Raw genomic sequence first — 13785 nt, 5'->3', positions numbered from 1 at the left:
TTGCAATTTGTTGTATTTCATAGTTATATAGAGAGTAGATAAACTATATCATTAGAAAGGACATGATTATGACAACATTCAAAAGTAGATTAGACGTACCCGATCAAGAAAAATGGGATTTAACGGATATTTATCAAACAATTCAAGACTGGCAAAATGACTATCAAAAGGTGGAAACATTCGTAGACGACTTACAGACATTCAACGGGAATATTCATGATAGCCATAGTCTCCTTGCCTACTTAACGAAACGCGAAGAAATATCTCGTTTATTCAGTCTTATTTATGCATATGCACGCCTTCAGTCAGACCTTGACACACGTGATACAAAGGCACAGTCTCTTCTAGACAAAGCATCGCAATTGCAAGTAAAAATCAGTGCAGCAAGCTCCTTTTTCTCTCCATTTTTACTTAGTATAGAAGAGAAAACGTTACATTCTTACATAGAAGAAAACGAGGGGCTACAATATTATAAAGAAGACTTATTAGAATTATATCGTTATAAAAAACATGTGTTAAATAAAGATAAAGAAGAAATCTTGTCCCAAATGGGTGAAGCTCTTTCTTCCCCTCAGCATACATACGGTATGCTTAACAATGCAGATATTGTATTTGGAACTGTTACAGCAAATGATGGAAAAAAAGTACCTTTAACACGCGGCATGTATGCGAAATTAATAAAAGATGAAAATCGGGATAAAAGAAAAGAAGCATATAAAGCGTACTATCAACCTTATCTACAACTGAAAAACTCTATTGCTTCCACTTTATCAGCGGCAATAAAGAATAATGTTACCATTTCAAAAATTAGAAATTATCCTTCTGCCTTAGAAAAGTCTTTATTCGGCGATAATGTTCCAAAGGAAGTATATGATACTTTAATTGAGACAACGAAACAAAATATAGCATCGCTTCATACATATAACAATTTACGAAAAGAAAAATTACAACTAGATGAATTACGACAATACGATTTAAATGTAGATTTAGTGAAAGGTGTGAAACAAGATATCTCTTATGAAGAAGCATTTGAAATCATGCTTACAGCACTATCTCCACTCGGCGAAGAATACCTTCAAATACTTCGAAGTTTTAAAGATAAACGCTATATTGATGTGAGAGAACTACCTGGTAAACGTTCTGGTGCTTATAATTTCGGTTTATACGATATTCACCCTTTTATTCTCTTAAATCATAACGATGATTTAAATAGTCTCTTTACATTGACGCATGAATGTGGACATGGCATGCACACTTATTATTCCCATGGTTTCCAACCGAGAATTTCTGCCCATTACTCCATTTTTGTTGCAGAAGTTGCCTCAACCGTAAATGAAGTATTACTTATTCATCATTTATTAAAAGAAGCGAAAGATATAGATGTGCGTAACCATTTAATCAATCACTTTATCGAAAAGTTTAAAGGCACTTTCTTTACACAAGTTATGTTTGCAGAATTCGAGAAAATTACACATGAAATGGCACAAGAAGGCAAACCACTTAATGCCCAAAGTTTTAACGAAGTATACGAAACATTATTTAGAGAATATAACGGAGAAGCCGTTGTATTTGATGAAGAAGTAAAATATGGTTGGGCGAGAATCCCACATTTTTATCGTTCATTTTATGTTTATAAATATGCAACAGGATTTGCTTCTGCCATCCAAATTGCCGAGCAATTATTAAGCGGCGACCCTCTTGCCCAGCAAAACTATATTGCATTTTTAAAAAGTGGAAGTTCCGATTATCCGCTTCAGCTTTTACAAAAAACGGGTGTCGATTTAACAACACCAAAGCCAATTGAAAGCGCGTTAGAACGTTTTAAGAAACTTGTTGAAGAGTTTTCAACGTTATAATCCAAATAACGGGTGCCTGTCATACAGCGGTACCCGTTATATTTCTATCTTTCTATACGATTCATAATTTTTCGTATAACATTCCTACTAAAAACATACATGTTAATAGAATATTACATAAAACAAATTAAATGATATATCTTTCCTATTAAAATGGAACATGTAGTATATCGCAAAAAAATATTCTATCTATGTTCTTTTTTTAAGTGAATAAACAGACTGATTCCTGATGCTAATATACATAAAGCGATTCCAATCCAGGCCGCTGTATAGCTACCTTTATCTACTACAAAACCAAATATAGGCGGCGCCAATAGAATTGCGACTTGATTTAATGTTAAAGCAAAACTAACCGTGAAAGAAACCTCATTTTCTTTGGCATTTTCTGAAACTTCAACGATAAAAAGACTAAACCACCCGAGACTAAAGAAGCCTAACAATCCGCTTACAATACATATATATCCGATTGACATTATCTTGATATTTAATATAGCAATGACACAGAAACATGCAACAAATACAGAAATCATTAACGGCTTAGTTCGATTTCCTCCATAAAGACGATCACTTATAGCCGCTAGAACAACGCGGCCAATCATCCCGCAAAATAACATAACGGAAAATATCTCTCCTGCCAAAATTGGTGATATAAAAGTTGTAGCAATTAAAAATTTCATAAAGTGTCCCACTACAATCAGTTGTAACGAAATCATACAAATTCCAGTAAACAAAACAGGATATAATTTTTTATTACTTGCGACCATCTTTAACTGTTGCAAAAACGAAATGCTTTTCTTATTACATACACGCTCACTAGAAGAATGAAAAGGTTCTTTGTAAAACAGGAAAAACAAAATCCCCCCAATTACGCATATACTTGAAAGCACATATATAGCAAGCGATAAACTAAATTTTACAGAGAGAAACGGAATGATAAACCCTGCAACAGCTCCTCCTATCGGTATACCCGCCTGCCTAATGCCCATAGCGAACCCTCTATTTTCTTTTGAAAACCATTTTAAAATGACCTTACTCCCACCAGGTTGCGCTGTACTATAGAACACTCCTACAAAACTAAGAACAATGAATAGTCCTATAAATCCATCCGCCAAATGAACAAGTAGTAAAGATCCACCAAGTAAGATAGATCCCATTCCCATTAATAATTTCTCATTATATTGATCAAGCAATCTTCCTACAAAAAGCATACAAAAAAGCGGTCCAATATTAACAGCAGTTAACAACAATCCCATTTGCATATCACTTAAATCATACAGTTTTTTCCAAAAGAAAGATAATAGTCCTACACCATATGTAACAAGCGTTGCACTAGCTTGCACTCCTGTCGCTAAAAGCAATACAATCCATTTATAAAAATGAGTACTCTCCGTCATTTTTTCTTGTTTTAACAAGTTCATCCCTCCTGTACACTCTTTATTGTATGAATGTTCAGATATCATGTAAAATAAGTATTAATGATAAAAATCATCAAAAAAATTGATATCTTTTAGGAGGTCTTCCATGGATATAAAAGATCTTACTGTTTTTTACGAAGTTGCGAAAGAAAAAAATATATCTCACGCTGCTCAAAACTTAAATTATGTGCAGTCAAATGTAACGATGCGCATTAAACAATTAGAAAATAAACTTGGGGTACCGCTATTTTACCGTAACGGAAAAGGTGTTTCCTTAACTTCAAATGGGGAAATTTTATTGTCTTATGCACAGCAAATCCTTTCCTTAATGGATCAATCTATACAAGCTGTCCAAAATAATGTATTGCATCCAACAGGGACATTAAAAATTGGAGCTACGGAATCAACAATGGCAGTGCGTCTTCCATCTATATTATCATCCTATTATGACATGTATCCCAAAGTTGATCTTATTTTAGAAACTCACTCAACAGAGCAATTAATTCAGCTCGTTCTTGAAAGAAAACTAGACGGAGCATGTATTGCTGGTCAAGTTCATCATGCTGACCTTGATTCCTTTTTCATTCAAGAAGAAGAGCTCGTTATCGTTAGTAAATCGCCTTTATCCTCTCTAAAAGAACTTGAGCAAATGAATCTACTCGCTTTTAGTCAAGGATGTTATTATCGAAATTTATTTGAGAAATGGGCTTATGAAAAGGGAATTATTCCAAAACGAGTATTAGAATTTGGAACGATTGAAGCAATTCTCGCTTGCGTCAAATCAGGTATGGGAGTTGCAATCATGATCAAATCCCTCATTCAAAATAATGAACATCCTTTTGAACTTACACTTTTACCAAAAAGTGTTTCGAAGGTCCCTACTATGTTTATCGTTCGCAAAGATACCTTTTATTCAAATGCTTTACGTAAATTTATTGATAAAATAAATGAAAATGTGTCATTCCATTAGGAGAATTTCCTGACAGTAAATGTATCTTTCTCTTTCGTTACAAAATCATTATTTGATTACTAATATTTCTATTTGCTTACCAGCGCTTTAAGCTCTAATAACATGTTGGAAAATTTGCTTTCATTCCCTCTAAAATAGATGTTGTAAATACAATTTGGGAGTGAAAACATGATAGATAAAAAACATGAATTGTGGCTTGATTCAGCAAAAGGGTTTGCGCTCATCCTTGTTGTTGCTGGGCATGCTTATAATCATAATAACTTTATAACTTATATCTATTGGTTTCATATGCCCGCCTTTTTTCTGTTTAGTGGTTATGTGTCTAAACCGGTAAAACAATGGTCACAAGTCGAACCTTATTTAAAGAAAAGAGCACATAGTCTACTCATCCCTTATATAACATATTTAGGCCTTTTTACAATGATTCGTTATGCAGAGGAGCTAATGCATGGAAATATTTCTTTCAGTTGGTATATAGAGGATATCGGAAAAGTACTGTTTGGTGGAAGATTTATTTCAAGCTATTACGGTGTCTTTTGGTTTATAACTTGTCTGTTCTTTACACAAGTATTATTCCTCATCATATTTCTTATTTTTAAAAGAACACAAACCCGCTTATTATTTATTGCTTTCTTATATATAGTATCGCATATTGAAGGGAGATATATTAGCACCTTGGGCGGTTTAGAGCCTTCTCTACACGTTTGGATTCCTTGGAATATAGATGTATCTATGCTTGCCCTCGTATATTATAGTATCGGATATTATGTAAAACCATATTTAAAACAAATTCCCCCTGTACTTACAGGACTTTGCACTCTATTGATTATGGGACTGATTACGATTCAAGAGCTAAATTGGCTGGATTATCATTTAAGTATGAAATATGTATCATATAATCATTATGGTTTAGATATAGTAATTCCGCTAATCATGACGATAGCATATTGCGGAATATTTCAACTTATAAAATCAAAAAAAATGCTATCACTTTGTTCTTTCATGAATAACAAAAGTATGGCAATTATGTATATGCACATAGGGGTTAATAAAATTCTTCTTGAATTTATAGATTATGGAAATATAATTTATACGATTGTAGGAGTAACAGTCCCCCTCTTCATCGCCATATTTATTCTCGAAAAGAAAGATACAATTAGACATTTTTTCTTAGGTATTCAAAGGCATAGTGAATTAAGGAGTTCTAAAGAAATGAAAATAGAATAAAAGGTATACCTAGATGAAGTGCACCCCAATTGTTAGACACGGTCTAACAATTGGAGGTGCATGTTTTATGGCTAAATTTTCTTCAAAAGAAAAAATCCAAGCGGTGAAACGATATTTAGATGGTTCAGAAAGTGGAAAAACAATTGCTAAATCTATAGGAGTTACTCCTAGCTTACTTCGTGGGTGGATTAGAAGATATGAATCTTCAGGTGAAAATGCTTTTGAAAAACGCTATACATCCTACTCTACCCAGTATAAACTAGATGTACTTAATTATATGAATGAACAAGGGACATCTATCGGAGAAACAGCGGGACTTTTCAATATTCCGTCTTATGAAACAGGAGGATTGGATGCTCTAAAATCAAAGAAAAAGGGGCATCCAGCCATGAAAGATAAAAAATAAAACCAGTAATAGAAGGCTCAATAGAAGCACTACAAGCGGAAAATGAGCGTTTACGTATGGAAAATGCATATTTAAAAAAGTTGAATGCCTTAGTTCAAAACAAGGAAAAATCAAGAAGCAAGACAAAGCGCAAGTAATCTATGAGTTAAGGCATGAATTTCCTATCAAGGAGTTACTTCAACTCGCAAACATTCCACGTAGTACATACTATTACTGGATGAAACAGTTCAATCGTCCTGATCCAAATGCTGAGATAAAAGAATTGATTCAAGATATTTATAATGAACACAATGGGTGTTATGGATATCGTCGTATTCGTGATGAGCGGATGAATCGTGGACACAAAATAAATCATAAAAAGGTGTATCGCCTTATGAAAGAATTAGGGTTAAAGTGTCTTGTTCGTATGAAAAAATATCGCTCTTACAAAGGGACAGTTGGGGAAATTGCACCGAATATTTTAAATCGCAACTTCCAATCTGAAAAACCAAATGAGAAGTGGGTTACAGGTATTACGGAGTTTAAGTTATTTGGGGAGAAATTATATCTATCACCAATGTTGGATTTATTTAATGGTGAAATGATTACGTATACAATTGGTTCCAGACCGACCTATTCCCTTGTTTCAACGATGTTAGACCAAGCCTTTGAACGTGTAACAGATCAAGATAAACTCCTCATTCATTCTGATCAAGGATGGCACTATCAAATGAAAAAATATCGTCATTTTCTTAAGAAATGTGGCATAACACAAAGTATGTCTCGCAAAGGAAACTGTTATGACAATGCCGTTATTGAAAATTTTTTCGGTATCATGAAATCAGAATTTCTATATCGAAAAGAATTTGAAAGTATAACACATTTCAAACAAGAATTAGCAAAGTACATAGACTACTATAATCATAAAAGAATTAAGACAAAATTAAAGGGTATGAGCCCGGTACACTACCGGGCTCATACCCTAGAGGTTGCCTAATGAAACGACCTGTCTAACTTTCGGGGGTCACTTCAAGATAAATGGTATACCTTTTATTCTATTTCTCTTTATTTTTCTTTTAAAACACTATGTAATCGGTCCGGGTAATTTGTAAACATACCTGTTGCTCCCCATCCGATTAACAGTCTCATATCTTCTTTCTCATTAATTGTATAAGGATGAATGAGTAGTCCATTCTCTCTAGCCATTTTCATATATAGTTTATTAATGATTAACTCTCCATTATCATTGCGTAAGTTCGGTCCAATACCAACAGCATATTTTTTAATTTCTTGGAATTCTTTATTTGTTACATGCCCTGGAGCAGATGTAATTTTTGACTCTTCAACAATTTCATTCTTTTCATTTGGATAGTACCAAAGCAATTGAACTAACGGAATGTTTTGATTCATACTATGAATCTTTTTTAAACTTTCTTGGCTAAATGATTGAATCATAACACGACTTGAGGACATATTTTGTCCAACTAAATTATATTTTTCTAACAATCCTAATAATTTCTCTTCCATTCCTGGGTATACATCAGGAGATTTTGTTTCAATGTAATATTTCATACTTCTGCCGTATTTTTGAAAGATCTCTTCAAGTGTAGGCACTTTTTGTCCCACATATTCTTGTTTTGCTTTTTCTGGATAAGCTTTATTAAACCAAGAACCCGCATCTAAACTTTTTATTTCACTTAATGTTTTATCTCGCACTTCACCTGTTCCATTTGTGGTACGATCAACAGCAGTATCATGCATCGCAATCAATTGACCATCTTTTGTCAATTGAATATCTAACTCTAAATAATCCGCTTTCATTTTTTTGACTAAATCATATGAAGCAAAAGTATGTTCAGGAGCATGTCCACTTGCGCCTCGATGAGCAATATTTAAAAATTTATTTGAATGCACCTTATTTTTCATATTTGTTTTCGCATCAACGGTTCCCCCGTAAACAAAACTCCCAATTAACAAGAAAATAACTAGAAAACTTATTATCTTTTTCATTTTTTTCTTTCCTTCCATATTGCAAATTTCAACAAGTTAATGAGATTTGCACGAAATAGAAGAAATACCCCATATATGTTTTTATAAACCTATCCTAACATTGCACCCTTGCTAAAGCATTTCAATCTACTACTCTATGTAACTAAAAACCTTCTTATCGTCACTCCTTTCTTTATCGTAATCGTATTCCCTATTGTGCTTATTTTCCTAAACAAAAAGCCATAAAACGCTTTAGAGCGCACTACTAGCACCCAAAAACTGTTTTATGGCTTGTCTCAAAATCTCCGGCCTCTATTAACTTGTCGTACTTAATCATACCAAATCTATGAAAATTTGTGAATATTTTTTAACAACTCATGATATTTTTTGTTATATATAAATAAAGAGCTTTTCTATATTTACTTATTCTTTAGAGAAGCTTTATACATTACTTCCGCAAGCCTCAGGTTTTTTATTTGAATTTATTTTGAATTTTAGTTTCTACCAAAATACTCTCTTTCCAAAATAGAAAAATAATATTGATCAACCCATTTATTTTGCCAAAAAAGCTCTTCCTTAAAAATAGCTTCTCTTCTCATACCAACACGCTCCATTAAAATTGCCGAGCTTATATTATACTCATTGCACATCCCTACCACTTTATGTGCGTCTAACTTTTCAAAAGCAAACTGTAATAAAAGTTGAATTGCCTCAGTTCCATACCCTTTTCTCTGGTAGCTTGGAAGTATTGCAAAGCCTATTTCCCAACTCTTTCTATATTCACTATTGTTCCATATTTGCGCTAAACCAATTGGAATTTTATTCTTATCCACAACTATACTTACAATAAAATCATAACTTGTTGGTTGTTCCGTATCCTTAATTTTCCTTATATACTCTTCATATATTACATTTTTATCTGATTCTACGTATTCTTCAAAATACCATAAATTCGAATCACACTCTATCCTACAAATAAAATCTACATCGTGACTTGCTACTTTAGATAGCAATACTTTTTTTCCGAATAGTTCCATAATGACCTCCTCTCTTAACATGTGCATTCATTCTTTCTTGTAGTATTATCATTATATTTCGTTTATCCTGCTATTTATAAGCAGTAAAACTCTATCTCATTATTAGGAGATAGATGACAAACAAAGAAGGGGAAGTTTTGAAAACGATGATTCAAAACTTATCCTTAAGCTAATTCATTTTATTTACATCTCTAAAATATAAAATAATGATTCTTCTAGTCGCTATTAAATAAAGAAGAAGTTAAGACTCCATTTCTGTAATGAGTTGCGTACGTTCTTTATCTCTATAAAATTTAATTTCATGTTTGAATACATAATTCCCATCTTGCATTCTTACCCATTCCTTACTTGTCCAATATACAACTTTCACTTGTGTGTCTAAAATGGTAGAACATACTGTAAGCAACTCGTCCGCATAAAATGGTGCTTCTTTCGCTAATTCAGCAGCTAAAATCTCTGGATCATTGGTGTTGATGTGAAGTTCTCTTGAAGTTTGACCTAAATACTGCCATGGCGAAGAAATGGCATATAAACCGCTGTGATCTAAAGATTTTACTTCTGATGTTGAATGTATTTTAGCTGCCGATACTGGATTACAATGAATCCCAATCATTCCTCCAAATAATAAAGTCCCCATAACAATTTTTTTAAACATATTCTCATCTCCTCTAATGATTTTGTACACCTTCAATTGTTAGATAGTTTCTATCTATCTGTAAATGAATATAATTAGACGACAATCTACATTTTTTTCAAAAAGTGTATATTCATTAACCTCTACATTTTTCCGAATAGAAAAAATCTTTCCTTAAGGAAAGATTTTCGGTGAAATATACATTGCTTTTTATAATAATTAATTCTCTAAACATTCGGTTATTAATTGATAAAAATTTGCCTATTTAACATTTCACAACTTTATTTCATATCAATAAGAAAATAATCATTAGACAGAAAAAGAAGCCAGAAAGCTGAGGAAAACAGCGTTTCTAGCTTCTTTGGATAAAAAGTAGATTGAATTACATTTCTCCACTTAATTTAACTAAAATTTTAGCTTGTGATTTATCATTTGTTAATGCTTCAAAACCTTTTTCTACTATATCATCTAGCTCAATTTGTGAAGTTACAATACCTTGAGGTTTTAATTGTCCTGTTCCCATTAAATCAACTGTTTGTTGGAATGAAGTTGGTGTATAAGCAATTGTTGAAGTTACTTTAACACCTGTATTCGTTAATTGCATTGGGTTCCAATCAATTGAATGAGCAAAGATTGAAACGATAACAACTGTACCACGAGGTCTTGTAACATCGATAGCAGATTTAAATGTTGGTGCAACACCTGCTACTTCAAATGTAACATCTACACCATTTTGAGTATGTTGTTTTACTGCTTCAACAGGATCAATTTTTCCAGAGTTAAATACTTCAGTTGCTCCAAGTTCTTTCGCTTTTTCAAGACGTGTTTCAGATAAATCAAATACAAGGATTTTGCTTGCACCTGCTGCTTTTGCTGCGATCACTGTTAATAAACCAATTGGACCAGCACCAAAAATAGCTACAGTATCACCAAATTGCATGCCGCCTTCTTTAACAGCTTGAACTGCTACAGCAGTTGGCTCTACTAATGCACCATCTTGTAAAGTTAAAGTATCAGGTAATTTATAAATATTATGTTCAGGAGCATTTGCAAAAGTTGTAAAACCGCCATCACCATGTAAACCAATAAAGCTGAAACCGTCATAACAATCAACGTCTTCTGGTTTGTTACCATGTGTAATAGTAGGGTTCACAACTACGCGGTCTCCAACTTTATATTTTGTTACTGCTGGACCAACTTTTTCTACTACACCTGCAAATTCATGTCCCATAATGATTGGAGCAACTTCTCCTGTTAACTCATCTGGAGCATCTACAGGTACAAAAACTGGTCCTTCTTGATATTCATGTAAGTCAGAGCCACAAATTCCTGCCCATGCTACACGAACAGTTACTTCATTGTCTTTTAAAGGCTTTAATTCTTTCTCCTCAATACGAATATCTTTTTGTCCATACCATACTGCTGCTTTCATCATTACTACCTCCATTTTCGCAGGATAAATATAATATGAAATATATAGAAAAACAAATATATTTTTCTATCATTCCACTTTAAGCAACCTTATATAAAACATTAAATTTTTATATAAGGAAAAATAGTTTTAATTGCTTACTTTTGTCTTTATCCTGTTATTATTTTGTGGTTTATAAATATGTAATATATAAAACCTGAAACTTACAATTAATAAGTTTACAACTTTATTATATCGACAAACTTACGCAAATTCAAATATCCAGCTCATATTTTTGAATTTTATTTTATATTTATAAACATGAGATAAATAATTTGTGTTAACGCTTCTTTACGTTTCTGCATACTTATTCATCACCCGTACATAAGCTGTACTTATAGAAACAGAAAGTGTCTTTTTCATTTCACATAAATAGGACACGGACCACTTCTATACATGATTCCTCATACGCTTACTCTCATTTTATGTTCTTATATAAAGTGAAACTTTGGGCTATTACGTACAGAAAGTCTTACTGCTCTAAAATAGCAAGATAAACAAAAAAACCTACGGAAAATGATTGATATTTTCCGTAGGTTTTTGATTGCAAGAAGATTTGGAGAATACGCTACCACCTTTTATAGCGTATTCTCCAAATCTTGATACCACTCAGCTGCTTTTTCTACTTCACTTACAGTCAACTGATGCCCTCTATTTTCCCAATGTACTGTTACATTCGCATTCGCTTTTTCTAACAATGTTTGTAGTTCTTCTGATTCCTCTGGTGAACAAATCGGATCATTTGTTCCAGCTGCAATAAATACAGATTTACCTAATAAATTAGGAAGCTCAATTCCTCTTCTTGGTACCATAGGATGATGAAGAATCGCTCCTTTTAACGCATCTTGATAATGGAATAACAAACTTGCTGCTATATTTGCCCCATTCGAATAACCAATTGCGATTACGTTGTCTCGATCAAAACCATATGTTACAGCCGCTTCATCAAGAAATTCATTTAACTCTTTTGTGCGCAAAATAAGATCCTCTTCATCAAAAATCCCTTCTGCTAATCTACGGAAGAAACGTGGCATTCCATTTTCTAATACATTCCCGCGTACACTTAATACAGAAGCTTCCTCATCAATTCTGCCCGCAAGCGGTAACAAATCTAATTCATTTCCTCCTGTACCATGCAGTAATAATAATGTTGGTTTTGTTAAATCTTTTCCTTTATGAAAAATATGTTTCATCATTAATCCCCTTCCAAAGTTCGAACCTCAATAGGAGGTAAGAGTTCTTTTAATTCGTCTCGTTTTTCCTCTAACCAAGATGGTAGCATAAGCTTTTCACCCAACGCATCTATCGATTCATCGACTGTAAAACCTGGTGGATCCGTCGCGATTTCAAATAAAATGCCACCTTCTTCATGAAAATAAAGAGCCTTAAAATAATTTCGATCAAGAATTTCAGTTGGATAATATCCTTTTTCTTTCAGCATAGACCACCATTGTTGATGTTCTTCTTCATCTCTTGCTCGCCATGCAATATGATGCACGGTTCCCGCTCCCATAAGCCCTCGAATAGAAGCGGTTAATTTAATATCAATCATATTTCCAATGTCCGCTTCTGCTTGAAATCGTAAAAAACCATCGTCTTCTCCAATGCATTCTAGTCCAAATATGTGTTCAAGTAGTTCTGATGTTTTATTCGGCTTTGCAGAATATAAAGTAGCGCCGCTAAACCCTCGAATCGCATTTTCTACTCCGATTCCTCCAAAACTCCAAGCATTTTGTGAGTTACCACCATCACGTTCTACAAGTTCAATTTGCAAACCATCTGGATCTTGAAACTGTAAATATGTTTCTTCAAACCGAGTTGATTTTTGAAACTCTACATGAAATTTTTGTAGACGCTCTTCCCAAAATGACATCGATCCAGTTGGTATCATATAACCAGTTACGCCAACTTGCCCCATTCCAATACGTCCTTTTAATTGTTTAGGCCACGGAAAGAAAGTAATAACCGTTCCTGGTTCGCCAGGTTGATTCCCAAAATACAGATGATACACTTCTGGGCGATCAAAATTAATTGTTCTTTTTATAAGTCGTAACCCTAAAACTCCTGCATAAAAATCAATTGTCCGTTGTGCGTCATTTACCATTGAAGAAATGTGATGAATACCTGCTATCTTATTGGACATTGTTTTCTCTCCATTTCGTTATGAATCTTTCTTCCCATTTACTGAGGTCTTTCAATCGAGAAGATATCACCTATTTTAGCATAATTATGACCTGCCAATCGGCTCACTGCTGCCAATCCTTTTGGATCGATTCTTCCATTTGCATAGATTTCATTATCAATATGAAATTGAACCACTTTCCCTATAATGAAATCACACCCTGGCGAATCTGTGTCTCCTAATTGTACAGAATGCTCTAATACACACTCCATACGAATTTTACTCTCTTTCACTCCTGGCACCGAAATTTTTGTACTTTCTACCGGTGTAAAACGGGCTAATTCAATCTCACTTTGGTTTGGTGGCAGATTAGCAGCTGTCTGATTGACCATTTCTACATTTTGTTCATCAACAATATGGACTACAAATTCCTTGCTATCGAAAATATTTTTTGCTGTATCTTTCTGTCTTCCATCCGGCCGCTGAATGGCTAATGAAATCATTGGCGGATTAGAAGAAACGATATTAAAGTAACTAAAAGGTGCACCATTCAAAACATGGTCTTTTGAACGTGTTGTAACGAAAGCAATCGGTCTTGGAATAATACTCCCTATGAGAAATTTATAATTTTCTCTTTCTGTATTTTGAGATGGATCTATCGATAGCAAAGAAATCATTC

11 protein-coding genes and 1 pseudogene are annotated in these 13785 nt (G+C 33.6%); 4 read left to right on the top strand and 8 right to left on the bottom strand.

Features of this window, described 5'->3' with window-relative positions:
• Positions 1–68: 68 nt before the first annotated feature.
• Positions 69–1856: an oligoendopeptidase F gene (gene pepF, locus MR063_RS12145; protein ID WP_242198021.1), complete on the top strand. Its 1788-nt coding sequence runs from the start codon at positions 69–71 to the stop codon at positions 1854–1856.
• A 185-nt stretch (positions 1857–2041) separates the two neighbouring features.
• Here the strand turns inward: pepF and MR063_RS12140 are convergent, their stop codons facing one another.
• Positions 2042–3268 carry an MFS transporter gene (locus MR063_RS12140; RefSeq protein WP_242198019.1) on the bottom strand — a complete coding sequence of 409 codons (1227 nt, stop codon included), beginning with the start codon at positions 3266–3268 and terminating at the stop codon, positions 2042–2044.
• Positions 3269–3377: 109 nt separating this feature from the next.
• Here MR063_RS12140 and MR063_RS12135 point away from each other — a divergent pair, with 109 nt between their 5' ends.
• From MR063_RS12135 to MR063_RS12125, 3 genes and pseudogenes are all read left to right on the top strand, one after another.
• Positions 3378–4241, top strand: a complete 864-nt coding sequence (locus tag MR063_RS12135) for a LysR family transcriptional regulator (protein ID WP_242198017.1) — start codon at positions 3378–3380, stop codon at positions 4239–4241.
• A 168-nt stretch (positions 4242–4409) separates the two neighbouring features.
• The gene (locus MR063_RS12130) at positions 4410–5468 is read left to right on the top strand and encodes an acyltransferase family protein (protein ID WP_242198015.1); all 1059 of its coding nucleotides are present in this window, start codon (positions 4410–4412) and stop codon (positions 5466–5468) included.
• Between the two features lie 67 nt (positions 5469–5535).
• Positions 5536–6850 (top strand): annotated as a pseudogene (locus MR063_RS12125) (IS3 family transposase).
• Positions 6851–6918: 68 nt separating this feature from the next.
• Here the strand turns inward: MR063_RS12125 and MR063_RS12120 are convergent.
• The 7 genes from MR063_RS12120 to MR063_RS12090 all read right to left on the bottom strand — a co-directional run bounded on the left by MR063_RS12120 (position 6919) and on the right by MR063_RS12090 (position 13774).
• On the bottom strand, positions 6919–7863 hold the full coding sequence (locus MR063_RS12120) for a glycerophosphodiester phosphodiesterase (RefSeq protein WP_242198013.1): 945 nt from the start codon (positions 7861–7863) through the stop codon (positions 6919–6921).
• Between the two features lie 473 nt (positions 7864–8336).
• Positions 8337–8879 (bottom strand): GNAT family N-acetyltransferase, encoded by a 543-nt coding sequence (locus tag MR063_RS12115; protein ID WP_242198011.1) that lies wholly within the window; start codon positions 8877–8879, stop codon positions 8337–8339.
• A gap of 241 nt (positions 8880–9120) precedes the next feature.
• A complete protein-coding gene (locus tag MR063_RS12110) occupies positions 9121–9534 on the bottom strand; it encodes a hypothetical protein (protein WP_242198009.1) in 414 nt (137 codons plus the stop codon).
• 361 nt (positions 9535–9895) lie between these two features.
• Positions 9896–10945 (bottom strand): 2,3-butanediol dehydrogenase, encoded by a 1050-nt coding sequence (locus MR063_RS12105; RefSeq protein WP_242143358.1) that lies wholly within the window; start codon positions 10943–10945, stop codon positions 9896–9898.
• Between the two features lie 617 nt (positions 10946–11562).
• Positions 11563–12177 (bottom strand): alpha/beta hydrolase, encoded by a 615-nt coding sequence (locus MR063_RS12100; RefSeq protein WP_242198007.1) that lies wholly within the window; start codon positions 12175–12177, stop codon positions 11563–11565.
• A gap of 2 nt (positions 12178–12179) precedes the next feature.
• Positions 12180–13127 (bottom strand): ring-cleaving dioxygenase, encoded by a 948-nt coding sequence (locus MR063_RS12095; RefSeq protein WP_242198005.1) that lies wholly within the window; start codon positions 13125–13127, stop codon positions 12180–12182.
• 38 nt (positions 13128–13165) lie between these two features.
• On the bottom strand, positions 13166–13774 hold the full coding sequence (locus MR063_RS12090) for a flavin reductase family protein (RefSeq protein ID WP_242198189.1): 609 nt from the start codon (positions 13772–13774) through the stop codon (positions 13166–13168).
• Between the last annotated feature and the right edge of the window lie 11 nt (positions 13775–13785).

The organism is Bacillus cereus group sp. BfR-BA-01492 (assembly GCF_022662815.1).
Lineage (GTDB): Bacteria > Bacillota > Bacilli > Bacillales > Bacillaceae_G > Bacillus_A > Bacillus_A cereus_BD.
This window is presented reverse-complemented; position numbering and strand designations above follow the sequence as displayed.